A 23902-nucleotide genomic window follows, 5' to 3' on the forward strand; every position below is an offset into this window, starting at 1 on the left:
TTCTTTGATGGGAAAATGATTTTCTGTTTTCAGACGGCCTGAACATTCAATCAGGCCGTCTGAAAGGAATGGAATGATGGCTCAATTGTACCCGACTTGGCTACTTTGATACAGGGTCGGCAACCTGCCACGCTACGCCGCGCTCGTTTAGGGTTTTCTGCATGGCGACGGATGGTGTGCGGTCGGTAAACAGCTTATCGAATGCGCCGATATCGCCCAGCCTGACCAAGGCATTGCTGTTGAATTTGCTGTGATCGACGCCAAGATAGCGCACGCGGGCATTGTTCACCATTGCCTGCATCACGCTGACTTCCTTGTAATCGTCATCCAAAAGCGAGCCATCGTTTTCTATGCCGTGGGTACTCATGATGGCATAGTCGACTTTGAATTGGTTGATAAAATCGACGGTCGCCACGCCGGTAATACCACCGTCCAAGGGGCGGACCACCCCGGAAGCGATGATGACCGTGTAATCGGTACGCGCCGCAGTGATGGAGGCGGCGTAAATATTGTTGGTGATAATCCGCAGGTTTTTACGCTGTCTGACCAATTCGGCGGCAACGGCTTCCATGGTGGTGCCGATGCTGATAAACAGCGAGGCATTGTCGGGAATGGTGGAAGCAATCAGTCGGGCAAGGGCGTTTTTTTCCTGCTGCTGATGGTTGCGCCGCTCCTGCCCTGCCGTTACAACTGAAACATCGCCCAAAGATGCGCCGCCGTGATAGCGTTTGAGCTGTCCGGTCTCGCTTAACTCTTGCACATCGCGGCGTATGGTTTGCGGTGTCACATCCAAATTCGCCGCCAACTCTTCCACCGTCATAAAGTTATGTTCGCGGACAAGGGTGAGGATATGTTCGTGTCTTTGGATTTTTGGTTTCATGGCGTTTCGTTTTATAGGGATAAACCAATGGCCGTCTGAATATTTCAGACGGCCTTGTTATTGTCAAACCGATTACATCTCGAGTTTCTGTTCCAAGCGTTCCATACACGCGCCCAAATGGCGGCGCATGACTTTGGTCACACGGTTGCGCTTGCCTGCCAGCAACAAATCGAGGATTTCCCGGTGTTCATGGTGTGAATTGGAATCGATGTTGCGCTTTTCTTTGCGAAGCGGGTCGGAAACGGCCACAATCAATGAAGAGCGCGCACACAAGGTATTCATGATTTCAAACAGGACATCATTATCCAACAGCCGCGCCAATTCGACATGGAAGGCATTGGACAGGCGGTTCCAACCCACGCGGTCGCCGCTTTCGGAGGCTGCGCCCTCTTGCTCAATCATGGCGTAAAGCGGTTGCAGACGCGTTTCCAAATCAGGCATATCAATGAGGACGCTCAAAATCATGCTTTCCATTTCGATACGCGTGTTGAACACGTCTTTCATTTCTTTCAAGTCCGGCACATGGACAAATGCGCCGCGGTTGGGCTGCAAATCGACAATTTTGTCGTGCGCCAAAAGCGACAATGCGCCACGCACGGTATTACGCGAGCAAACCATTTGTCGGCAAAGCTCGGACTCGGTCAGTTTTTTGCCCGGCAACAGCAGATGGTCGGTAATGCCGTCCAAAATCAATGCGTACACGCGGAAGAGTTCGGAATCGTGACGCTCTTCCAAAATAAGCGATGAAGTTGCAGGCGCAACGTTGGTATTATTTTCGTAATCCATAATGTTTCCCCAGTATCCGTATTAAGGCACAAGCGTTTACAAACCTGCAGCTTTCGGGGGTGTTTAAAATATAATTAAAAATTGTTGACAATGTTAAACGAAACTTGCACAATGAGATCAACAAGCCAAGTTATAAAGGCTGATAGAGAGAGAAGAAAAAGGAATAAAAAGCAAGCAGATATATTCATGTTAATGCGTGAATATATCTGCTTTTTTTGTGGGTAGTCGGTTCACGCTCCGACACGCCCACCCTGAAACCGTCCTATTCTGTTTCGACGATCTCGAAGCTGTGGCTCATTTTTGCCGCTTTGCCCAGCATAATCGATGCGGAGCAATATTTTTCGGCAGACATCTGTACGGCGCGTTCAATCGCGCTTTCTTGCAAATCCCGACCATACACTTTGAAATGGATATGGATTTCGGTAAACACGCGCGGCGCGGTGTCGGCGCGTTTGGCAGTCACTTCGGCACGGCAGTCGGTGATTTTTTGGCGTTGTTTCTCGGCAATCATCACGACATCGATGCTGGAGCAGCCTGCTACACCCAACAACAACATTTCCATCGGGCTGGGGCCGCGTTTGACTTCGCCTTCAGCCGCCGCGCCTTCCATCACAACGCTGTGTCCGTTTGCCGTTGTACCGACGAAGCACATTCCGTCTATCCATTTTGAGGTAACTTGCATGGTGTCTTTTTTATCCGTAAAAGCATTAATCCGATATTGTAAACAATTTCAAATGATAAACCTAGTCAGGCCGTCTGAAAAATACAATCAATTACAATCGGACTAAACGCATCATTCGTCCTGATACGCCCAGTGGTTGACCGGCCCGTGCCCTGCCCCGATGCCCAAAGGATGGGAAATGGCGGCGGCAATATAGTTTTTTGCCGTTTGAACCGCCTCAGGCACGCTAAACCCTTTTGCCAACTCGGCAGTAATACAGGCGGAAAACGTGCAGCCCGTGCCATGCGTATGCGGCGTTGGGAAACGTTTGCTGTTCAGCTCAATGGTTTCGTATGGCGTAAACAGCCAGTCGGTGCAATATTCGCTTTGGCTGTCGGCAAGATGGCCGCCTTTAATCACCACATTTTTCACGCCCCAATCCTGAAGAATTTTGGCGGCGCGTTCCGCATCTTGGCGGTTTTCAATATTAATACCCGTCAAAGCCTGCGCTTCGGGCAGATTGGGGGTCAAGACGTCCGTATGCGGCAGCAGCAGGCGTTTCATGGCTTCGACGGCCGAGTTTTCCAACAACGGCGCACCGCCTTTAGCAATCATGACCGGATCCAATACGCGTTTACCGAAGTCGCATTCGGCGGTTTGTTCCGCCACGCATTCGATGATTTCCGCCGTACCCAGCATGCCGATTTTATAAGCACGGATTTGAAAATCCTCCTGAATCGCGGCAATTTGCGCGGCAATTATGTCGGTCGGTATCGGATGCACTGCCGATACGCCCAAAGTATTTTGTGCGGTAACCGCGGTCAGTACGCTGGTGCCGAACACGCCGCGCATCTGAAATGTCTTCAAATCCGCCTGTATGCCTGCGCCGCCGCCGGAATCTGAGCCAGCAATCGTCAACGTTTGAATAAAAAGTTCGTCCATCGTGTCCTCCTGTTTTTCAGACGGCCTTTTGCTTATCGTTATGGAAAGCCGTTTGGTTTTATCCGCAAGCAAAGGCATTCGCCGTCTATCTTTCCGAATGCCTTATCCGTTGTTTTACCAAAAACAAATGTATGTTCTCGGGCGAAATATCTTAACAAACAAAAGGCCATCTGAAAACTATTTTCATTTTCAGACAGCCTGTTCAATTTTAAACCTATTCAGGCTTAATCTTCGTATGCGTCAATCGGCAAGCAGGAGCAAATCAGATTGCGGTCGCCATACACTTCATCTACACGTTTGACGCTCGGCCAGAATTTGTGTTCGCGGACGAACGGCAATGGGAAGACAGCTTCTTCGCGGGAGTACGGATGCGTCCATTCGCCGGTTACGTCGGATGCAGTGTGCGGAGCGTTGACCAGCGGATTGTCTTCTTTCGGCCATTCGCCGCGCTCGACTTTCAGCACTTCCTGTTTGATTTGTTTCAAGGCGGCGATGAAGCGGTCGAGCTCGGCTTTGCTTTCGCTCTCGGTCGGCTCAATCATCAGCGTACCGGCAACAGGGAAGGAAACCGTCGGCGCGTGGAAGCCATAGTCCATCAGGCGTTTGGCGATGTCGGTTTCGGTGATGCCGCTTTCGGCTTTGAGCGGACGCAAATCAACGATACATTCGTGCGCGACGCGTCCGTTTTTGCCTGTATACAGGATCGGATAGTCTTCGCTCAGGCGTTTGGCAACGTAGTTGGCGTTGAGCAATGCCCAGCGTGTCGCCTGCTCCATGCCTTGTTTGCCCATCATGGTCAGGTACATCCAGGTAATCGGCAGGATGGACGCTGAACCGAAGGCCGCAGCAGCAACGGCGGTTTGGTCGGCACTGGCGCTGTGGGTGTCGGTCAAAGCGTGTCCCGGTGCAAACGGGGCAAGGTGGGCTTTCAAACCGATAGGGCCGACGCCCGGACCGCCGCCGCCGTGAGGGATACAGAAGGTTTTGTGCAGGTTCATGTGCAACACGTCCGCGCCGACTTCGGCAGGCTGCATGATGCCGATTTGGGCGTTGAGGTTGGCGCCGTCCATATAAACCTGTCCGCCGTTTTCATGGATGATGCGGCAGATGTCGCGGATGCCTTCTTCGTACACGCCGTGGGTGGACGGGTAAGTAATCATGATGGCGGACAAAGCGTCGCGGTATTGCTCGGCTTTGGCTTTCAAATCGTCGATGTTGACGTTGCCGTGTTCGTCGGTGTCGACAACGACGACTTTCAAACCGAGCATGGCCGCAGTCGCAGGGTTGGTACCGTGGGCTGATTTTGGAATCAGACAGATGTTGCGGTGTCCCTCGCCGTTGGCTTCTTGGTAACGGCGGATGGAGAGCATGCCGCTATATTCGCCCTGTGCGCCGGAGTTAGGCTGGAAGGAAATCGCGTCAAAGCCGGTGATGGCTTTCAGGCTGTTTTCCATATCGGCAAGCAATTCGCGATAGCCGGCGGTTTGCGCTTCGGGAGCGTAAGGATGGATGTCGGTGAACTCAGCCCAAGTAATCGGCAACATTTCCGCAGTCGCGTTGAGTTTCATGGTGCAGCTGCCCAATGAAATCATGCTGCGGTTCATCGCCAAGTCGCGGTCTTCGAGTTTTTTCAGGTAGCGCAACATTTCGTGTTCGGTGTGGTAACTGTTGAACACAGGATGTTGCAGAATGTCGTCCTGACGCAGCAATTCGGCATTCAGACGACCTTTGACATCATCGGCAAATGTGAATGTATCTTTGCCGGTAAATGCGCGGTACAAATCGACCAAATCTTCGTATGCCGACGTTTCATGGAACGCAGCCGCAACTTGAGTATCGTTGACGCGGCGCAGGTTGTAACCCGATTTCAAAGCAGCGGCAAACACTTGGTCTGCTTTCTCTTTGCTGCCGAAATCAACGGTAATGGTATCAAAGAAGACTTTGTGAACCACATTCAGGCCGTCTGAAACCAGCGCATCGGCAAAGGCAGAAGCCAGCGCATGAATGCGGTTGGCAATGCGTTTCACGCCTTCAGGGCCGTGGTAAACGGCATACATACCGGCCAAGTTTGCCAGCAATGCTTGTGCGGTACAAATATTGGATGTCGCTTTTTCGCGGCGGATGTGTTGCTCGCGTGTGGACAACGCCATGCGCAGCGCGGGTTTACCCGATGCGTCTTTGGATACGCCGATGATGCGGCCCGGAGCGGAACGTTTGAACTCGTCTTTAAACGCGAAATAAGCAGCGTGCGGACCACCAAAGCCCATCGGCACACCGAAGCGTTGGGTGTTGCCCAAAGCAATATCTGCGCCTAACTCGGCAGGGGATTTCAGCAAGACCAAGCTCATGATGTCGGCGGCAACGGCCACAATTGTGCCTTTGGCTTTCAGACGGCCGATAACGTCCTGCAAGTCTTGCACGTCGCCGTCTTTGCCGACGTATTGGAGCAGCGCGCCGAAGTATTCGCCTTCATCCGCTTGGGCAAAATCGCCGACCACCAGTTCAAAGCCGAAATATTTGGCACGGGTTTTCATCACGTCTAAAGTTTGCGGATACACGCGCGCATCCACAAAGAAACGCTCGGATTTCACTTTGCCCACGCGGTGCGCCATCGCCATCGCTTCAGCGGCGGCAGTTGCCTCGTCCAACAAAGACGCGCCTGCCACAGGGAAACCGGTCAAATCGATACACACTTGTTGGAAGTTCAACAAAGCTTCCAAACGGCCCTGGGCAATTTCCGCCTGATACGGGGTGTAGGCAGTGTACCAACCCGGATTTTCCAATACGTTGCGCAAAATCACGTTCGGCACGCGTGTCGGGTAATAGCCCAAGCCGATATAGGACTTGTTGATCACGTTTTTAGACGCGATGCCTTTCAATTTCGCCAACGCGTCCGCCTCGGTCAAAGCTTCGGGCAAATCGAGTTCGGACGGCATACGGATGCTTTGCGGCACGGTATTGCCGACAAAATCATCCATGCTCTTCTCGCCGAGCGCTTCCAAAAGCGCAGCCTCGTCGCCAAAGCTCAAATGGCGCGCGGCAAATTCGTTCGGGTTGAACAATTCAGATAGTTTCATTTCTACTCCTTGCGGTGTTATCGATATCAACACTGTTTTTTCTTGCAGATGTTGTTTCAGACGGCCTCCGCCCACTTTGGACGACATGCCAATATTTCCCTATAAACCGGACAGGTTTCCACATGCGCGCCGGGCAGGTAGCCGGTACTCATCAGAAATTCGCCGATGATTTCGCCGCCGACAAATTTGAAATGTTTTTTAAACAGCTTCACCCATTCAGCCTTGTCGAACGGATGGTGTGCATCCAGCCAGTTTTTGAATGAGCCGTATTCTTGCTGTATTTGTTTGATTTGTCGCGCGTTATAAATGGCTGCGTTGATTTTCAGGCGGTTGCGGACGATGCCTGCGTCGGCAAGCAGCCGCTCAATATCGGCTTCGTCAAATGCGGCGACCGTCTCGATATCGAAACCTTTAAATGCCGTCTGAAATGCCTGCTGCTTCTTCAACATCAGCGTCCAGCTCAAACCCGCCTGATTGATTTCCAACACCAGCCGCTCAAACAATTCATTGTCGTCCTCAATCGGAAAACCGTATTGCGTGTCGTGATAATGTTGGTTGGGGTTGTCCGTATCGTCGGGTAGCGTGGCGACAAATTCGCAGTAATTCATGTTTATTGAGGAAAATTGAAACAAAGGCCGTCTGAAAGTATTTTCAGACGACCTAAGACCTGCACCATCAAACAGGCGCAAAACCTGTTTGGATGTTTGCAAAAATTAAGCTACTTCGCCTGCGTATTGTTCGGCAGTCAGCAGACCGTCGTAATCGGCAGGGTTGGCAGGTTTGATTTTGAAGAACCAGCCTGCGCCGTAAGGGTCGCTGTTGGCAGTTTCCGGCGCGCTGGGCAAATCTTCGTTGACGGCAACGACTTCGCCTGCAATCGGCGCGTACACGTCAGATGCGGCTTTTACAGACTCAACCACACCGGCTTGCTCTTCGGCAGCCAGGTTTGCGCCGACTTCTGGCAGCTCGACAAACACGATGTCGCCCAACAGCTCTTGCGCGTGATGGGTAATGCCGACGGTGATGGTACCGTCTTCTTCAAGGCGCAGCCATTCGTGGCTGGCAACGTATTTCAGTTCGGCTGGGATGTTGCTCATGGTTTGATACTCCATTGATAGGGGGTTATTTTCAGACGGCATCTGCACAACTTAGCGTGCGCAGATACCTCGTGCGATTAATTCTTCCAAGCGTCCGTAATGGACGGCAATCATATTGTTTTTATCTTGTTCCAATTTTTGCTTTTGGGCGGAAGGAAGTTTAGGGGATGCAGAATAATCCAAATATGCTTCGTTTATCTTGCGCTTGTTACTTGCCATTACGCCACTTGCGCGGAATACAACGATTCCTTGTTTGGAACTCATATTGTCTGCAACGGCAACCTTCAGGCCTTTGCTGCGGTAATCTGCACAAATGCTTGTAACAGCCGATACTTTATCCACTTCAACTGTTCCCGCATAACGGCTGAACGCAAACAGGGTAAATGATTTTGCTTGCGACAATGATTTCAGGTCAGAAGCACGGCTTCTACCCTTATTATCTTGCACGGCAATACTCAAATCATCATTCATGCGGATAATATCAAGAGCATATTCCCCGTCTATCGTCACCTCGCCGGCAATCTTTCCATTGCCGCCAACGGTTTTCATAAATGTTGCAGTACGGGATTTTCCTTCTGTATCGAAAAACATCAATCCGCGCTCGCCGGCAGACGAAGCGCAAGCCGATAACATCAATAACAACAATAAACTGCCAAAGGTTGCTTTCATAGGAAACAACAATTCCTTAAAACCTGCTTTCAGACGGCCTTTAACAAATAAAGGCCGTCTGAATCGATATTAATCAAACTGTTTTTGACCGTTGCGGACGAATGGCAGCTTCAGTACACGCACGTCCACTTCTTTTCCGCGCATCAACACTTTGGCGGTATCGCCGTCAAAGTCTTTCGGTACGCGCGCGATGGCGATGGATTGTTTCAGGCTTGGAGAGAATACGCCGCTAGTGGTTTCGCCTTTGCCTTTGTCGGTCAACACTTCCATATGCGCGCGCAGGATGCCGCCTTTTTCGAGCAACAGGCCGACCTGTTTGACGGCAACGCCTTTTTCTTTCAATGCCAGCAAGGCGGCTTTACCGACAAAGTCGCGGCTTTCGTCTTTCAAGTCAACCGTCCAACCCATGCCTGCTTCGAGCGGGCTGGTATTGTCGTCCATATCGTTGCCGTAGAGGTTCATACCGGCTTCCATGCGCAGGGTGTCGCGTGCGCCGAGGCCGCAAGGCTGTACGCCTGCTGCTTGCAGGGCTTTGAAGAATGCGACGGCTTCGGTGCCGGGCAGGATGACTTCGACGCCGTCTTCGCCGGTGTAGCCGGTGCGGGCAACAAACCAGTCGTTGCCCAAGTCTGCACCTTGGAACGGTTTGAGGCCGTGAATCACGTCCGCCCATTCAGGTTTGACGGTCAGGAGTTTTTCGATGGCTTTCGGGCCTTGTACGGCAAGCATACCGAGGTCGTAGCGCGGGTTGAAGGCGATGCCGAATTCTTGTCCGACTTTGTGGAACTGGGCGGTGTCTTTTTCGCGGGTCGCGCCGTTGGACACGATGCGGTATTGGGTTTCGGCCTCGTTGGTGCGGTAAACGATCAAGTCGTCAATCACACCGCCGTTGTCGTTGAGCAGCGCGGAATAAAGGGCTTTGCCGACAAAAGCGAGTTTGGCGACATCGTTGGCAATCAATTTGCGGAAAAAGGCTTTGGCATTTGCGCCTGCTACGTCGGTAACGAGCATATGGGATACGTCAAACATACCGGCGTCGGTGCGCACGGCTTCGTGTTCGGCGATTTGTGAACCATAATGGATGGGCAGCTCCCAGCCGGCAAAATCTACCAGCTTCGCGCCTGCATCTTGATGGGCTTGATGAAATGGGGTGGTTTTCAGAGCAGTCATTCTCAAATTTCTCCGGATTTTTTGTTCAGATGCCGCCCGCGCACCTATGCGCGGATGACCCTATCTGTCCTTGAACCTGAGATTTTCGGCCGTATCCGCATGATGCAAACCAGTCTGCTCACTGTTTTGCGCGGTTGTCTGAATGGTGGTTCAGACGGCCTTCTCCCCTTCGGTGGACGTTATTCTAACGCCGCTCTCCAGATTGTTTGTTTCAATGTGCAGTCCCTGATACCTGAGCGATTTAAGGGTGTCTGCGCCTTCGGTGGTTACATTGTAGTTGGGTGTAACACTCTCCTGCACATTTCCCGATTATGTCTTGAATCGGCGGTTTGGGCAAGTAGCCGACGAATATTTTATGATGTGAATATTCGTCTTTTTATTGGGGCGGCAAAACCTTAGCCTTTATAAATTTGTTAACTATACGGCAAATGTTTTTGCAAAAGTCTCAGGCCGTCTGAAGCCCTTGGCCGTTTTTCCTATATAATTCTGTTTTTTCGATTTATCTGCGTCCATCATGAACCGCCTCAAACGCATTAAAACCATCCTCTGCACGCTCTACCGCTACCGCCTTGCCGAGCTGATTGCCTCGCTGGTCCATCCGGGTTGGGCGCGGACTTTCCTCAATATGCTGCCGCAGTCGTCCAAGTTCAAACACGAGATGCCTGCCGTGCGCCTGCGTTTGGCGTTGGAAAGCCTGGGGCCGATTTTCATTAAATTCGGACAGGTATTGTCCACGCGCCCCGATTTGATTCCGCATGATTACGCGGTCGAACTGGCAAGGCTGCAAGACAAAGTGCCGCCGTTTGACGCGCAGCTTTCGCGCTCGCAAATCGAAAAATCTTTGGGCCAATCCATCGACACTTTATACGCAGAATTTGAAACCGAGCCTGTCGCCAGCGCGTCTATCGCCCAGGTACACAAAGCCCGCCTGCATTCGGGCGAACAGGTCGCAGTGAAAGTCTTGCGCCCCAACCTTTTGCCCGTTATCGAACAGGATTTGTCGCTGATGCGCTTTGGCGCAGGCTGGGTGGAACGTTTGTTTTCAGACGGCAAGCGTTTGAAGCCGCGCGAAGTGGTGGCCGAATTTGACAAATACCTGCACGACGAATTGGACTTGATGCGCGAAGCCGCCAATGCCAGCCAACTCGGACGTAATTTCCAAAACAGCGATATGCTGATTGTGCCAAAGGTGTTTTACGACTACTGCACCAGCGACGTACTGACCATCGAATGGATGGACGGCACGCCGGTATCCGATATCGCCAAACTCAAAGCAGACGGCATTGATTTGCACAAACTTGCCGATTACGGCGTGGAAATCTTCTTCACGCAAGTTTTCCGCGACGGCTTTTTCCATGCAGATATGCACCCCGGCAATATTTTGGTCGCCGCCGACAACCGCTACATCGCCCTCGATTTCGGTATCGTTGGCACACTGACCGATTACGACAAACGCTATCTCGCCATCAACTTCCTCGCCTTCTTCAACCGCGATTACCACCGCGTCGCCACCGCCCACATCGAATCAGGTTGGGTGCCTGCCGACACACGTGCGGAAGAATTGGAAGCCGCTGTCCGCGCCGTGTGCGAGCCTGTGTTCAACAAACCGATTTCGCAGATTTCCTTCGGCTTGGTGCTGATGCGCCTGTTTGAAGTCAGCCGCCGTTTCAATGTCGAAATCCAACCGCAGCTGGTATTGCTGCAAAAAACGCTGCTCAATATCGAAGGCTTGGGCCGCCAGCTCGATCCCGATTTGGACTTGTGGAAAACCGCCAAACCGTTTTTGGTGCGCTGGATGAACGAACAGGTCGGCCCCAAAGCCCTTTGGCGCAACCTCAAAAACGAAGCTCCCGATTGGGCGCAAATCATCCCTTCCCTGCCGCGCAAAATCAGTGCGCTGATTGATGAAAACCGCCAACAGGAAATGCGCGATGCCTATGTTCACTTGGTCAAAGTACAGCAACGCCAAAGCCTGTGGCTGGGTGTGATTGCGGTTGTTTTGCTGCTGATTTTGCTGTTTAAGTAAACCGTAATACAGCTTTAAACGACATAATAAAGGCCGTCTGAAATCTGATCTTCAGACGGCCTTTTATATACCGACCTATTCTTTTTTCTCGTGCTGAACATGTCCGCTTTCGGCTTCAATATGCCGTCTGAAGCGCAAACCTGCGGCATGGTAAAACGGATGCGGCGAGAATTGGCGCGAGACTTGCGAAGCGAAGATGCAAGTCAGCAACATCCAAAACAGTAAATTCTGTCCGCCCGTCATTTCCATGACCACCACGGCGGCGGTCAACGGCGATTGGGTCGCGGCGGCAAGGAATGCGGCCATGCAGAGCAAAACCGCGACATTGGACGCGTCGCCCAGTTGCGCGAAAGAAGCCATGTGTTCGCCTATCATCGCACCGATGGTTAACGACGGCGTGAAGATGCCGCCAGGAATGCCTGCCCAATAGCTGAACACGGTTGCTGCCCATTTTGCGACTGCCAAGCCGAACGGCGCTTCATACGCGCCTTTGAGTGCGGCAGCGGCTTCGTGATAGCCCGTGCCATAGGTTTTGCCTTGATAAAACGTACCGAGCAACGCCAGCAAGATACCCATTGCAAAGGCGACCACCAACAAATGGCGGCGGATGAAACTGCGCCAGCGTACCGGTGCGAATGCCGCCGCGCCGCGATACAAAAAGCTGCCGAACAATCCGCCGGCCACGCCGCAGACGATGCCCGACACCGCAGCCCACATCAGCATGTTTGGCAACTCATGCCCTTGAAAACCTGAGAAATACGGGTTATTGCCCTGTATCGCCACTTGAATGAAACCGGCCGCCAACACGCCCATCAGGATTTGACGTTCCCAACGTAAAAGCACGCCACGCCCCAATTCTTCGATGGCAAACACCACGCCGGCCAAAGGCGCGTTAAACGCCGCCGCCAAACCGCCGGCCGCACCTGCGGCAATCAAATCGTTTTCCTGCATACCCCTAAACGCCAGCCCGTGCTTTTTACACCACGCGCCCCAAGCATTCATTACCGCCGCGCCCACTTGCACAGACGGCCCTTCCCTGCCGACAGACGCGCCCAACAGCATGGCGCAAAACGTCAGCGGAATTTTGAAAAAGGTTTCGCCCAAACGAATCAAACGGGTTTTCTGCACGCCATAAGGTAAAGACAATGAAGCGATGACCTGCGGAATACCGCTGCCGGAAGTATACGGCGCAAATTTGCGCGTAAACCACGCCAAAAGCGGCAAACCCAGCGGCAAAGCCACCCACGCAAACCACGGATATTTTCCCACCAACAAGGCGTTCCATTCCAAAGCCAAATCCGCCAAGTACGCAAACATCAAAGCAGTCAGGGCAACCAGTGCCGATCCTGCCAGCAAAAACAGAAGGGCAATGCTCTTTTTCGACAAGCGTTTGGTTTGGCGGATTTTGTGGGCAAGGCGCGCCGCCCAAGTCTGGGGAAATTTCATAATAAACACGCAGTCAATGTGTTCAGACGGCCTTGATACTTTTCTTAAAGGCCGTCTGAAAACAAGGATAAAGGTTTTTAAGAACGGTAATCCGCGTTAATCGACACATATTCGTGCGACAAATCGCAGGTATAAACAGCCGCCGTCGTATCGCCGCGTTGCAAATCGATGCGGACGGTGATTTCCGGACGGTTCATCACCGCTTGTCCTGCTTCTTCGGTATAGCTTTCCGCGCGTCCGCCGTTTTCGGCAACCAACACGTCATCCAGCCACATTTTCAAAGCATCGACGTCCAAGTCTTCAATACCGGCATAGCCGACGGCTGCCAACAGACGGCCCAAGTTCGGGTCGGAGGCAAAGAAAGCGGTTTTCACCAAAGGCGAATGGGCGACGGCATAAGCCACCTTGCGCGCCTCTTCGCGGGTTTTTGCGTTTTGCACTTCAATCGTGATGAACTTGGTCGCACCCTCGCCATCACGGACAATCGCCTGCGCCAGTTCCAAAGCCAGCGAACCGAGCAAGGCCTTGAGCTGCGCATAGCGCGGATCGGCGGTATTGTCGATTTCGCTCTGACCGCAACGGCCCGTCGCCATAATCACGAAACTGTCGTTAGTGCTGGTATCGCCGTCCACGGTAATCGTATTGAAACTCTCATCTGCGATTTCTTGCGTCATCAGCTGCAAAATCGGTTGGGACACTTTGGCATCGGTAGCGATAAACGACAACATGGTCGCCATGTTCGGATGAATCATGCCCGAGCCTTTGGCGATACCGGTGGCGCGGACTGTGTGTTTTTCGCCGACCAATCCTGTACGTGAAGCGGCTTTCGGTACAGTATCCGTCGTCATGATGGCACGCGCCGCGTCCGACCAGAATGCAGGGCGTACTTGCGGCAAGGCGGCCACGATTTTATCCACAGGCAATGGCTCCAAAATCACGCCGGTCGAAAACGGCATAATCTGATTGGATTGGCAGCCGACCTGTTCCGCCGCCGCCGCGCACACTTTAATCGCATCCAGACGGCCTTGTGCGCCGGTACCCGCATTGGCATTGCCCGTATTGATGACTAAGGCACACACGCCGTCTTGGTCAAACAGATGCGACTTGGCGATATGCACAGGCGCGGCGCAGAAACGGTTTTGCGTAAACACTGCGCCCACCGTATGTCCGCCGCCCAACACCATCAGCGTCAAATCGTCGCGGTCTTGTTGCTTGATGCCGGCACGACCTGTAAACAGACGGATGCCGTCGATTTCCAACAATTCGTCTGCACGTTTTTCAGTCAAATTTACAGCCATATCATTTTCTCCTGTTTACACTATTTTCAGACGGCCTAAAACGCTATACGCCCAATAAGGGAATCAAGATAGGCACCAATATCGCCGTCAACACACCGTTGAGCGTCAAGCCCAAGCCGGCATATGCGGCCATACGGCGGCCGTATTCCAAAGACGCCGCAATACCCATCGCATGTGAGGCCGTACCCAAAGACATTCCCACTGAAGAAGGCATATATAACGTCCCTTTCAACACTTTATATCCGGCCATCTGTCCAAAAAGTCCAGCAATAATCACCGTTGCCGCCGTAATCGCCGGAATACCGCCGATAGACGCCGTGATTTCAATCGCAATCGGGTTGGTCACAGATTTGGAAGCCAGCGACAAAATCACTTCGCGCGAAGCGCCCAGCCATTTGGCAAAATACACACCCGTAACAATGCCTGTCACGCTGCCCGCCAACTGCGACAACACCACTGGCAACCACTGGCTGCGGATACGGTCCCAATTTCGATAAAGCGGCACGGCCAGCAACACGACTGCCGGTTTCAACCAAAAATCAATAAAGCGCGAAGCAGAATGGTATAGCTCGTAATCGATGGCAAATACCTTCAAATACCCCATCAACACCAGCGTACTGATCAATACCGGATTACACAGCACATTCCCCGTGCGCGCCCGAATTTGCACCGCCAAAGCATACACGGCCAAAGTCAGGAACAGCATGACCGAGGGCATGCGCAACAGCCCGTCTATATTCATCACATCCGCCTCCTGACCCACTCATGCACTTTGCCGGTCACCAACAATACGCAGATCGTACTGCCGATTGTGGCCGTCAAAATTGAAAACCAGTCGTTTGCAATCACGTCCAAATAGCTGATGACGGCCACGCAAGGCGGCACCAAAAACAAAGTCAGGTTTGCCATCAAAATGTCTGCCAGTTCGCCCACCCAAGACAATTTGACCCAGCCCGCCTGAAGCGCGGCAAACAGCAAAGCCATGCCGACAATACTGCCCGGCAGCTTCAACCCCAAAATCCAAACGGTTGCCTCGCCCAAAGCCAGGCAACCCAATACCACCAATAAGGCACGAATAATATTCATTAAGCCGGTTTCTCCTTATCCCTTTTCAGACGGCCTCAAAAAATTTATTAATCATTGAATCATATCGTGCCACAGGCCGTCTGAAAAGGGAAGAAACGCCTTCCTTCGAGTTTAATGAAAGATAAGTATGATTACTCTAGCGGATTGGCTGAGGCAATATTGAAACCCCTACCCTGCTTTTTGTCTTTAACGGCCGCTGCAAACCGGGCATTCGGGATTGTGTTTCACCCCGTATTGCTGCCATTTTCCGCTCAACGCGTTGTAGGTAGAAAGTTTGCCGTGCGACGGCGTACCGATACCGATCAGCACTTTAAGCGCTTCGGCGGCTTGGGTCGTTCCGATAACGCCGACCAACGGCGAAAAAACGCCGAACAATGCACAAGCGCCGTCGCTGGCTTGTTCGCCATCAAACAGGCAGGCATAGCAGGGCGTATCGGGAAGATCGGGACGGTACACGGCGATTTGTCCATCAAAGCCGACGGCCGCTGCGGAAACCAAAGGCGTGCGCGTGGCAACGGAGGCGCGGTTGACTGCTTGGCGTGTGGGATAATTGTCGGAACAATCAAGGATGATGTCGGCGGCGTTTGCCAATTCGACAAGCCTGGCCTCATCGAGAAATTCGGCAATAGCTGTAATGTGTGTTTGGCTGTTGATTTGTTTCAGACGGCCTTGCATCACCAAAGCCTTGTTTTTACCGATGTCGGCTTCGGTAAACGTGATTTGGCGTTGAAGATTGGTCTCGTCGATGGTATCGGCATCGGCAATCGTCAGGCTGCCGATGCCGGCGGCGGCAAGATACGGCAAGGCCGCCGCACCCAGCCCGCCGCAACCGACAACAAGCACATGGGCAGCCAAGAGTTTTTCTTGGCCTTCGATACCGATTTCGTCAAGCAAGATATGGCGGCTGAACCGCAAGAGTTGTTGATCGTTCATCATAATAATAAGGCCGTCTGAAACCCAATGTTCAGACGGCCTGAATGGTTTAGAAATTAATATTTTCGTATGCGTTGTCAAACAAGAAAGGACGGCCTTCGCTGCTGGTTTCGGATTCTAGGCGGATGCCGCTGAGCATCATATTGCGGTCAACGTCTTTCATCATGTCGTAAACGCTCAAGAGCGCCAAATTGAGGCCGGCCAGGGCTTCGGTGGCAATGCTGCCGTTGCTGTGCGCTTGGACGGTCAGCGTGGCCTTCAGGCAGGCCAACTCAACGTTAATATCGAAATCAACCTGCACGCCGATGATGCGGCCGGGCAGGTGCAGCGGAATCAGGTTGGCAGTCTGTTTGATGCTCTGAATGGCGGCAACGCGGGCGATGGTCAGGATACTTGCCTTTTCGGTGGCATTCTCTATCAACACCCTTATCGCCTGCTGGCTCATGTTGATAGTGCCGACGGCGACGGCGGTGTGTTGCTCAGGAAAATCGGGTTGGTTGGGAAATTCAATCATGGGTTTCTCGCCTCTGTTTTGATGGGCAATATTTTACGGCATTTTACAGACAGCGACCACGCGGCGGATACAGACGGCCGTTTTCCGGTTTGAAATGTATCGGGTGTTACCATTGGCAGTTTATAAAAATCTGCTATACAATGGATTCACGATACACCCAAATTAACATTTAAATAAGAGAAAAATCATGCAACTGCATATCTTGAATAATCCAAAAGATGCCGCTCTGGCAGCGGATGCGGAATTTTTAAAACAGTCTCTTTTCAATCTGCTGCATGAGGAAGCATCGCCTTTGGTGGTCGAAACCGTTAAGCTATTATCGACCTCAGACGACAGTGCTGCCCTGATTGAGAAGGTGTTGCCGCAATTGGACGAACAACAAACCCACGATTTAACCTTGGCCTGCGGCCTGTTCGCGCAGATTTTGAACATCGCCGAAGACGTACACCACGAACGCCGCCGCCAAATCCACGAAGAGGCCGGACACAACAGTGCCGAAGGCAGCCTGACGGAAACCGTGCGCAAGCTCAAAGCCGGAAAAGTCAACGGCAAAGCGGTGCAACAACAACTGGACAACACGGTCGTTACCGCCGTTTTGACCGCGCACCCGACCGAAGTACAACGTCAAACCGTCTTGAGCTTCAACCGCCGTATCCGCACGCTGCTGCCGCAACGCGAACGCTGCACCAACCCAGAAGCGCTGGCTCAGTTGCGCCGAGAAATCGACGCCGTGCTTTTGTGCCTGTGGCAGACCAGCGAAACGCGCCGCCACAAACTCAGCGTCAACGACGAAATTAACAACGGTGTATCCATCTTCCCAATGAGCTTCTTTGAAGCCCTGCCTAAACTCTACCGCACAATGGAACGCGATTTTCAGACGGCCTATCCCGGTGTCCGCGTTCCGAATATCCTTAAAATCGGCGGCTGGATCGGCGGCGATCGTGACGGCAATCCGTTCGTTTCTGCCGAAACCTTGCGTTTTGCGTTCAGACGGCATGCCGATGCAGTGTTCCGCTTCTATCGCGGCGAACTCGATAAACTCTACCGCGAATTGCCGCTCTCCATCCGCCGCGTCAAAGTCAACGACGACGTGATGGCACTGGCCGCCCTCTCGCCTGACGAAGAAATCGCCCGCACCGAAGAACCCTACCGCCGCGCCATCGCCTACATCATGGCCCGCGCCATGGGCAAAGCGCGCTCACTCGGTTTGGGCATGGGCTGCAAATTCGGCTTCCTCGAGCCTTATGCCACGGTCGAAGAGTTCCTCACCGACCTGAAAAAACTGCAACGCTCGCTCCACGAAAACGGCAGCCAACTGCTGGCAGAAGGCCGTCTGGCCAATATTATCCGCAGCGTATCCGTGTTCGGCTTCCACATGATGCCGCTCGACCTGCGCCAACACGCAAGCAAACACGCCGATGTGGTTGCCGAGCTCTTCCAACACGCAGGCTTGGAAGACTACAACAGCCTGAACGAAGAGCAAAAACAAGCCGCCCTGTTGCGCGAATTGATCCATCAACGTCCGCTGTACAGCCCGTTCATCACATACAGCGACCATACCCGCCACGAATTGGCAATTTTCAACGAAGCGCGCAAAATCAAAGACGAATTCGGTGAAGATGCCGTTACACAAAGCATTATTTCCAACTGCGAACAACCCAGCGACCTGCTCGCCTTGGCATTGCTGCTGAAAGAAAGCGGCCTGTTGGTGGTGGAAAACGGCAAACCGCACAGCCGCATCAATATCGTGCCTCTGTTTGAAACCATCGAAGCACTCGAAAACGCCTGTCCGGTCATGGAAACCATGTTTCGCCTCGACTGGTATGATGCCCTGCTTGAAAGCCGCGGCAACATCCAAGAAATCATGCTGGGCTACTCCGACTCCAACAAAGACGGCGGCTACGTTACCAGCTCGTGGTGTCTGTATCAGGCAGAGTTGGGCTTGGTCGAACTCTTCAAAAAATACGATGTCCGCATGCGTCTGTTCCACGGCCGCGGCGGCAGCGTAGGTCGCGGCGGCGGCCCATCTTACCAAGCCATTTTGGCGCAACCTGCGGGCAGCGTTGCCGGACAAATCCGCATTACCGAGCAAGGCGAAGTCATTACCGCCAAATACGCCGACCCGGGCAATGCCCAACGTAACTTGGAAACCTTGGTTGCCGCGACTTTAGAAGCCAGCATCCTGCCGGACAAAAAAGACCCTGATGCCAAACTGATGCAGGATTTGTCGGACGTATCGTTCAAATACTACCGCGAACTGATTACCCATCCCGACTTCATCGACTACTTCCTGCAAACCAGCCCGATTCAGGAAATCGCCACCCTCAACCTCGGCAGCCGTCCCGCTAGCCGCAAAACCTTGGCGCGGATTCAGGACTTGCGCGCGATTCCATGGGTATTCTCATGGATGCAAAACCGCCTCATGCTGCCGGCTTGGTACGGTTTCGGCAGCGCAGTGGAAACCTTGTGCGAAGGCAATCCCGACACACTGACCGCCCTGCGCGAACATGCCCAAAGCAACCCGTTCTTCCAAGCCATGCTCTCCAACATGGAGCAAGTGATGGCGAAAACCGACATCACCTTGGCGGAAAACTATGCCGGCTTGAGCGAATCGCCCGATAAAGCAAAAGTCATCTTCGGCATGATCAAGGAAGAATACCAACGCAGCCGCAAAGCACTACTCGACCTGCTGCAAACCGAAGAGCTCCTGCGCGACAACCGCAGCCTCGCCCGTTCTCTTGCCTTGAGGATTCCATATCTGAACGCCCTCAACGGCCTGCAAGTCGCCATGCTCAAACGCCTGCGCAAAGAGCCCGACAATCCGCACGCCCTGCTGATGGTTCACCTGACCATCAACGGCGTGGCGCAAGGTTTGCGCAATACCGGTTAAGGCAGCACGGAAAAAAGGCCGTCTGAAACAATTTTCAGACGGCCTTTAAACTAACTGCGAACCGCAGCAACGGCTTTATCCACGAAGCCCCATACTGTTTCTCAACCTGCTTGCCACTCTTACCCTATTCATTTAACTTGCCCTGTATTTCAAACTATTATGGGCAACAGCAGATAATCTATTGTCAAATCAAAGTGTTCATTTAAGTATGGCAAGCGCTTCAGCATGATGGATGATCAACCTCTGACATACCTTACCGCAGCACTACCCCATACGCCGCACAATACGCTTTCAGACAATCCTAAGGCCGTCTGAAAACAAAAACATCTTACACCAAGGCAACTATCATTATGTTTGACATTGTATTTATCTTGTTATTCGGCAGGCTTCAGCCCCACAAAACACCCGATTCATCCGACACGCCCGTCCCTTTTGGGCATTCGGCGGCAGGCTCGGCTTTAATTTATTTATGCATACGCATAGGGACAATCATCCTTCATGATTCGATTTCCGAAGCCATTAACAGCCTCCCCCTCATTCTGTTTCAAACAATCTGCATGTTCGGCTGTCTGGTTTTGTATTTCAAAATGTTGCGTACCGCATCCGACCCGAAATACCGTCAGATGATTTATTGGGTACTGGGCATTCTTTCAGGTTTGATCTTAAGCCTCCTGTCCGAAAAATTGTTTTATTTAACGGCTTTATTCATTTACTCATTCTTCGGAAGAACAATAAATTGAATGCCTGCCCTCTTTTTTCAGACGGCCTTTTATCATAAGAACACCCCAGCATTGCAGCTGTGTTGAGTACCTCCACAATATGCTATAATCCGCCGTTAAACTTTTATCTTTTCAGGAAAAACCATGAGCTTGAAATGCGGCATCGTCGGCCTGCCCAACGTCGGCAAATCCACCCTCTTTAACGCGCTGACCCAATCGGGCATCGAAGCGGCGAACTATCCCTTCTGCACCATCGAACCCAACGTCGGCATCGTCGAAGTACCCGACCCGCGCATGGCGGAGCTGGCAAAAATCGTCAATCCGCAAAAAATGCAGCCTGCCATCGTCGAATTTGTCGACATTGCCGGTTTGGTTGCAGGCGCGAGCAAAGGCGAAGGCCTGGGCAACCAGTTCCTCGCCAACATCCGCGAGACTGACGCGATTGTTAACGTCGTGCGTTGCTTTGACGACGACAACATCGTTCACGTTGCAGGCAAAGTCGATCCGATTGCCGACATCGAAACCATCGGCACCGAACTAGCGCTTGCCGACCTCTCCAGCGTCGAAAAAGCCATCGTCCGCGAAGAAAAACGTGCCCGCTCAGGCGACAAAGACGCGCAAAAACTGGTCGAACTATGCAAAAAACTGCTGCCGCATCTGGACGAAGGCAAACCCGTGCGCTCCTTCGGCTTAGACGCTGAAGAACTTGCCATGCTCAAACCACTGTTCCTGCTGACCGCCAAGCCCGCTATGTACGTCGGCAACGTTGCCGAAGACGGTTTTGAAAACAATCCGCACCTCGACCGCCTGAAAGAATTGGCAGAAAAAGAAAACGCCCCCGTCGTTGCCGTATGCGCCGCGATGGAGAGCGAAATCGCCGAATTGGAAGACGACGAAAAAGCCGAGTTCCTCGCCGAAATGGGCTTGGAAGAACCCGGCCTGAACCGCCTGATCCGCGCCGGTTACGACCTCTTGGGTCTGCAAACCTACTTCACCGCCGGCGTGAAAGAAGTCCGCGCCTGGACCATCCACAAAGGCGACACCGCCCCGCAAGCCGCCGGCGTCATCCACACCGACTTCGAACGCGGCTTCATCCGCGCCCAAGTCATTTCCTACGACGATTTTGTCTCACTCGGCGGCGAAGCCAAAGCCAAAGAAGCCGGCAAAATGCGCGTGGAAGGTAAGGAATATGTCGTGCAAGACGGCGATGTGATGCACTTTTTGTTTAACGTATAAACCAAGCAAAACGCTTTTTCAGACGACCTTTGCCAAATCAAGGTCGTCTGAAACATTGAAGGAAACCCAATGACCTCCGTTATCCAAGACTTGAAAGCGCGCGGCCTTATCGCGCAAACTACCGACATCGAAGCCTTAGACGCTTTGTTAAACGAACAAAAAATCGCCCTCTACTGCGGTTTCGACCCAACAGCCGACAGCCTGCATATCGGCCACTTGCTGCCCGTGTTGGCATTGCGCCGTTTCCAAAAGGCAGGGCATACGCCGATTGCTTTGGTGGGCGGCGCGACCGGTATGATCGGCGACCCCAGCTTCAAAGCGGTGGAGCGCAGCTTGAATTCCGCCGAAACCGTTGCCGGCTGGGTAGAAAGCATCCGCAACCAACTGAAACCGTTTTTGAGCTTTGAAGGCGAAAACGCCGCCATTATGGCGAACAACGCCGACTGGTTCGGCAGCATGAACTGCCTCGATTTCCTGCGCGACATCGGCAAGCATTTCTCTGTCAACGCCATGCTGAACAAGGAATCTGTCAAACAGCGTATCGAGCGCGACGACGTGGGTATTTCCTTCACCGAGTTCGCCTACTCCCTGCTGCAAGGCTACGACTTTGCCGAATTGAACAAACGTCATGGTGCGGTTTTGGAAATCGGCGGCTCCGACCAATGGGGCAATATTACTGCCGGTATCGACCTGACACGTCGTCTGAATCAAAAACAAGTATTCGGTCTGACCCTGCCTTTGGTTACTAAATCCGACGGCACCAAATTCGGCAAAACCGAAGGCGGCGCGGTATGGCTGAATGCGAAGAAAACCTCGCCGTATCAGTTCTACCAATTCTGGCTGAAAGTTGCCGATGCCGATGTGTATAAATTCCTGAAATACTTTACCTTCCTGTCTATCGAAGAAATCGACGCCATCGAAGCGAAAGACCAAGCCAGCGGCACCAAGCCCGAAGCGCAACGTATCCTCGCCGAAGAAATGACCCGTCTGATTCACGGCGAAGCCGCCCTGCAAGCCGCGCAGCGCATTTCCGAAAGCCTGTTTGCCGAAGACCAAAGCAGCCTGACCGAAAGCGACTTCGAACAGCTCGCCCTCGATGGTCTGCCCGCATTTGAAGTTTCAGACGACCTCAACGTCGTTGAAGCCTTAGTCAAAACCGGCTTGGCATCTTCCAACAAAGAAGCGCGCGGTTTTGTGAACAGCAAAGCGGTATTGCTCAACGGCCAAGCCGCCGAATCGAACAACCCGAACCACGCCGCCGAACACCCCGACGATGCCTATCTGCTGACCGACGCGCACAAACGTTTCGGCAAATACACCATCGTACGGCGCGGCAAACGCAACCACGCTTTGTTGGTTTGGAAATAATCTTTAAACATTAAACACATCGTTTAAAACAATCATGCCGTCTGAAATCAGCCACGCTTTTTTTCAGACGGCATTTTCTATTGATGATATTCAGTTTTCCAAAAAGAAAGGGCAGGTTTTGCACCTGCCCTTCTATTAAGCCAATTTCCTTAAGAAACTTTTATCCCCAGCTTACTGCAAACGTTCATTTTCTTGACGGACGGCATTCACCACATCTGCGCCAAACAAAGCGTTGACATCGGTTTCATCAAACACATACTTGCTATGGCAGAAATCGCAATCGATTTGAATGCTGCCTTGTTCCGCCACCACGCCGCCAACTTCTTGGCCGCCAAGCATCAACAGCATATCGCTGACTTTGCCGCGGGAGCAGGTGCAGGCAAATTCAATAGTCTCCGGTTCAAAAACGCGGGGCGGGGTTTCATGGTAAAGGCGGTAAAGGGCGTGATGAGCGTCCAAACCGGTCAATTCTTGCGAAGTAAGCGTTTGCGCAAGCGTAGTCACATGCTCCCACGCGGCATCATCCAATTCTTCTTCCGGCAGACGTTGCAGCAATAATGCGCCTGCGGCTTGGTCGTCGGCGGCAAGCGTAATATAGGTATCGAGCTGCTCGGAACGTTTCATATAGTTGACCAACATTTGCGCAATGCTGTCGCCTTCCAGAGGGACAACACCTTGCCATGGGTCGGCATCTTTAGGCTGATGGGTCAAAACGAACACGCTGTTTTCGCCCAACAGCGCAGTCAGGCTTTCGTCATCATGGATTTCAGCAGTTTCGTCCCAACGTGCGGTAGCACGGACAGTATTTTCAGAAGTCGCTTCCACCACCAACATTTTCAGACGGCCCTGACCTTGAACCTGAACAATCAGCGTGCCTTCGTTTTTAAGGTTGGCAGACAATAAAGAACCGGCAGCCAACAATTCACCCAATGCGCGACGGATGGCGACAGGATAATGTTTTTGGTTGACGATGTGGTGCCAAACCTTTTCGAGGCGGATATGCATGCCGCGGATAGGCATATCGTCAAAGATAAAGCGTGTACGGATATCGCTGTGATTTTGTGTCATGTCAGTCTCTGAAAATAAATCAATGAATGCCGCTTA

21 protein-coding genes and 1 riboswitch are annotated in these 23902 nt (G+C 52.5%); of the genes, 5 read left to right on the forward strand and 16 right to left on the reverse strand.

Annotation, left to right across the window (positions count from 1 at the left end; translation table 11 throughout):
• Positions 1-100 precede the first annotated feature (100 nt).
• The 9 genes from ACTHSP_RS03585 to gcvT all read right to left on the reverse strand — a co-directional run bounded on the left by ACTHSP_RS03585 (position 101) and on the right by gcvT (position 9282).
• Positions 101-880 (reverse strand): DeoR/GlpR family DNA-binding transcription regulator, encoded by a 780-nt coding sequence (locus tag ACTHSP_RS03585; protein ID WP_440345645.1) that lies wholly within the window; start codon positions 878-880, stop codon positions 101-103.
• A 72-nt stretch (positions 881-952) separates the two neighbouring features.
• Positions 953-1666, reverse strand: a complete 714-nt coding sequence (locus tag ACTHSP_RS03590; protein ID WP_004519550.1) for a GntR family transcriptional regulator — start codon at positions 1664-1666, stop codon at positions 953-955.
• Positions 1667-1928: 262 nt separating this feature from the next.
• Positions 1929-2348: an OsmC family protein gene (locus ACTHSP_RS03595; RefSeq protein ID WP_003679886.1), complete on the reverse strand. Its 420-nt coding sequence runs from the start codon at positions 2346-2348 to the stop codon at positions 1929-1931.
• Between the two features lie 111 nt (positions 2349-2459).
• Positions 2460-3269, reverse strand: coding sequence for a bifunctional hydroxymethylpyrimidine kinase/phosphomethylpyrimidine kinase (gene thiD, locus ACTHSP_RS03600; protein ID WP_049352060.1), 810 nt, complete (start codon positions 3267-3269; stop codon positions 2460-2462).
• A gap of 224 nt (positions 3270-3493) precedes the next feature.
• Positions 3494-6346: an aminomethyl-transferring glycine dehydrogenase gene (gene gcvP / locus ACTHSP_RS03605; protein WP_049352057.1), complete on the reverse strand. Its 2853-nt coding sequence runs from the start codon at positions 6344-6346 to the stop codon at positions 3494-3496.
• 56 nt (positions 6347-6402) lie between these two features.
• Positions 6403-6954, reverse strand: a complete 552-nt coding sequence (locus ACTHSP_RS03610; RefSeq protein ID WP_440345647.1) for a DNA-3-methyladenine glycosylase I — start codon at positions 6952-6954, stop codon at positions 6403-6405.
• A gap of 105 nt (positions 6955-7059) precedes the next feature.
• Positions 7060-7458, reverse strand: coding sequence for a glycine cleavage system protein GcvH (gene gcvH / locus ACTHSP_RS03615; protein WP_036492952.1), 399 nt, complete (start codon positions 7456-7458; stop codon positions 7060-7062).
• A 36-nt stretch (positions 7459-7494) separates the two neighbouring features.
• On the reverse strand, positions 7495-8034 hold the full coding sequence (locus tag ACTHSP_RS03620) for a hypothetical protein (protein ID WP_440345654.1): 540 nt from the start codon (positions 8032-8034) through the stop codon (positions 7495-7497).
• A 147-nt stretch (positions 8035-8181) separates the two neighbouring features.
• Positions 8182-9282: a glycine cleavage system aminomethyltransferase GcvT gene (gcvT, locus tag ACTHSP_RS03625; protein ID WP_440345648.1), complete on the reverse strand. Its 1101-nt coding sequence runs from the start codon at positions 9280-9282 to the stop codon at positions 8182-8184.
• Between the two features lie 209 nt (positions 9283-9491).
• Positions 9492-9589: riboswitch (glycine riboswitch) on the reverse strand.
• Between the two features lie 207 nt (positions 9590-9796).
• Here gcvT and ubiB point away from each other — a divergent pair.
• Positions 9797-11308, forward strand: coding sequence for a ubiquinone biosynthesis regulatory protein kinase UbiB (gene ubiB, locus ACTHSP_RS03630; protein ID WP_440345649.1), 1512 nt, complete (start codon positions 9797-9799; stop codon positions 11306-11308).
• 75 nt (positions 11309-11383) lie between these two features.
• On the opposite strand, the gene ACTHSP_RS03635 is transcribed toward ubiB, so the two are convergent.
• The 6 genes from ACTHSP_RS03635 to ACTHSP_RS03660 all read right to left on the reverse strand — a co-directional run bounded on the left by ACTHSP_RS03635 (position 11384) and on the right by ACTHSP_RS03660 (position 16585).
• Positions 11384-12754: a chloride channel protein gene (locus ACTHSP_RS03635; protein ID WP_440345650.1), complete on the reverse strand. Its 1371-nt coding sequence runs from the start codon at positions 12752-12754 to the stop codon at positions 11384-11386.
• A 77-nt stretch (positions 12755-12831) separates the two neighbouring features.
• Positions 12832-14052 (reverse strand): bifunctional glutamate N-acetyltransferase/amino-acid acetyltransferase ArgJ, encoded by a 1221-nt coding sequence (gene argJ, locus ACTHSP_RS03640; protein WP_070460366.1) that lies wholly within the window; start codon positions 14050-14052, stop codon positions 12832-12834.
• A 43-nt stretch (positions 14053-14095) separates the two neighbouring features.
• Entirely contained in the window at positions 14096-14794 is a 699-nt protein-coding gene (locus ACTHSP_RS03645) for an LrgB family protein (RefSeq protein WP_049328556.1), read from the reverse strand.
• Positions 14794-15138, reverse strand: a complete 345-nt coding sequence (locus ACTHSP_RS03650) for a CidA/LrgA family protein (protein ID WP_049328555.1) — start codon at positions 15136-15138, stop codon at positions 14794-14796. Before ACTHSP_RS03650 ends, ACTHSP_RS03645 begins: the two co-directional genes overlap by 1 nt.
• Before the next feature lie 186 nt (positions 15139-15324).
• A complete protein-coding gene (locus ACTHSP_RS03655; RefSeq protein ID WP_318250580.1) occupies positions 15325-16071 on the reverse strand; it encodes a HesA/MoeB/ThiF family protein in 747 nt (248 codons plus the stop codon).
• 49 nt (positions 16072-16120) lie between these two features.
• Positions 16121-16585 (reverse strand): cyclic pyranopterin monophosphate synthase MoaC, encoded by a 465-nt coding sequence (locus ACTHSP_RS03660; protein ID WP_049352038.1) that lies wholly within the window; start codon positions 16583-16585, stop codon positions 16121-16123.
• 187 nt (positions 16586-16772) lie between these two features.
• Here ACTHSP_RS03660 and ppc point away from each other — a divergent pair, with 187 nt between their 5' ends.
• The 4 genes from ppc (at position 16773) to tyrS (ending at position 22798) form a co-directional block, all read left to right on the forward strand.
• Positions 16773-19475, forward strand: coding sequence for a phosphoenolpyruvate carboxylase (gene ppc, locus ACTHSP_RS03665; RefSeq protein WP_371464578.1), 2703 nt, complete (start codon positions 16773-16775; stop codon positions 19473-19475).
• 350 nt (positions 19476-19825) lie between these two features.
• The gene (locus ACTHSP_RS03670) at positions 19826-20215 is read left to right on the forward strand and encodes a hypothetical protein (RefSeq protein ID WP_371464574.1); all 390 of its coding nucleotides are present in this window, start codon (positions 19826-19828) and stop codon (positions 20213-20215) included.
• A gap of 123 nt (positions 20216-20338) precedes the next feature.
• Complete coding sequence (ychF, locus tag ACTHSP_RS03675) at positions 20339-21430, forward strand: redox-regulated ATPase YchF (protein WP_371464573.1); 1092 nt, start codon at positions 20339-20341, stop codon at positions 21428-21430.
• A 69-nt stretch (positions 21431-21499) separates the two neighbouring features.
• Positions 21500-22798 (forward strand): tyrosine--tRNA ligase, encoded by a 1299-nt coding sequence (gene tyrS / locus ACTHSP_RS03680; RefSeq protein WP_440345651.1) that lies wholly within the window; start codon positions 21500-21502, stop codon positions 22796-22798.
• 171 nt (positions 22799-22969) lie between these two features.
• Here tyrS and hslO read toward each other — a convergent pair whose 3' ends face one another.
• Positions 22970-23866, reverse strand: coding sequence for an Hsp33 family molecular chaperone HslO (hslO, locus tag ACTHSP_RS03685; RefSeq protein WP_440345652.1), 897 nt, complete (start codon positions 23864-23866; stop codon positions 22970-22972).
• Between the last annotated feature and the right edge of the window lie 36 nt (positions 23867-23902).

Source organism: Neisseria sp. P0001.S005 (genome assembly GCF_051963715.1).

Bases quoted from the DNA above. Each gene is read 5' to 3' on its own strand.
- ACTHSP_RS03585 (WP_440345645.1), bottom strand. From the start codon at position 880: ATGAAACCAAAAATCCAAAGACACGAACATATCCTCACCCTTGTCCGC.
- ACTHSP_RS03590 (WP_004519550.1), bottom strand. From the start codon at position 1,666: ATGGATTACGAAAATAATACCAACGTTGCGCCTGCAACTTCATCGCTT.
- ACTHSP_RS03595 (WP_003679886.1), bottom strand. From the start codon at position 2,348: ATGCAAGTTACCTCAAAATGGATAGACGGAATGTGCTTCGTCGGTACA.
- thiD (WP_049352060.1), bottom strand. From the start codon at position 3,269: ATGGACGAACTTTTTATTCAAACGTTGACGATTGCTGGCTCAGATTCC.
- gcvP (WP_049352057.1), bottom strand. From the start codon at position 6,346: ATGAAACTATCTGAATTGTTCAACCCGAACGAATTTGCCGCGCGCCAT.
- ACTHSP_RS03610 (WP_440345647.1), bottom strand. From the start codon at position 6,954: ATGAATTACTGCGAATTTGTCGCCACGCTACCCGACGATACGGACAAC.
- gcvH (WP_036492952.1), bottom strand. From the start codon at position 7,458: ATGGAGTATCAAACCATGAGCAACATCCCAGCCGAACTGAAATACGTT.
- ACTHSP_RS03620 (WP_440345654.1), bottom strand. From the start codon at position 8,034: ATGTTTTTCGATACAGAAGGAAAATCCCGTACTGCAACATTTATGAAA.
- gcvT (WP_440345648.1), bottom strand. From the start codon at position 9,282: ATGACTGCTCTGAAAACCACCCCATTTCATCAAGCCCATCAAGATGCA.
- ubiB (WP_440345649.1), top strand. From the start codon at position 9,797: ATGAACCGCCTCAAACGCATTAAAACCATCCTCTGCACGCTCTACCGC.
- ACTHSP_RS03635 (WP_440345650.1), bottom strand. From the start codon at position 12,754: ATGAAATTTCCCCAGACTTGGGCGGCGCGCCTTGCCCACAAAATCCGC.
- argJ (WP_070460366.1), bottom strand. From the start codon at position 14,052: ATGGCTGTAAATTTGACTGAAAAACGTGCAGACGAATTGTTGGAAATC.
- ACTHSP_RS03645 (WP_049328556.1), bottom strand. From the start codon at position 14,794: ATGAATATAGACGGGCTGTTGCGCATGCCCTCGGTCATGCTGTTCCTG.
- ACTHSP_RS03650 (WP_049328555.1), bottom strand. From the start codon at position 15,138: ATGAATATTATTCGTGCCTTATTGGTGGTATTGGGTTGCCTGGCTTTG.
- ACTHSP_RS03655 (WP_318250580.1), bottom strand. From the start codon at position 16,071: ATGAACGATCAACAACTCTTGCGGTTCAGCCGCCATATCTTGCTTGAC.
- ACTHSP_RS03660 (WP_049352038.1), bottom strand. From the start codon at position 16,585: ATGATTGAATTTCCCAACCAACCCGATTTTCCTGAGCAACACACCGCC.
- ppc (WP_371464578.1), top strand. From the start codon at position 16,773: ATGCAACTGCATATCTTGAATAATCCAAAAGATGCCGCTCTGGCAGCG.
- ACTHSP_RS03670 (WP_371464574.1), top strand. From the start codon at position 19,826: ATGTTTGACATTGTATTTATCTTGTTATTCGGCAGGCTTCAGCCCCAC.
- ychF (WP_371464573.1), top strand. From the start codon at position 20,339: ATGAGCTTGAAATGCGGCATCGTCGGCCTGCCCAACGTCGGCAAATCC.
- tyrS (WP_440345651.1), top strand. From the start codon at position 21,500: ATGACCTCCGTTATCCAAGACTTGAAAGCGCGCGGCCTTATCGCGCAA.
- hslO (WP_440345652.1), bottom strand. From the start codon at position 23,866: ATGACACAAAATCACAGCGATATCCGTACACGCTTTATCTTTGACGAT.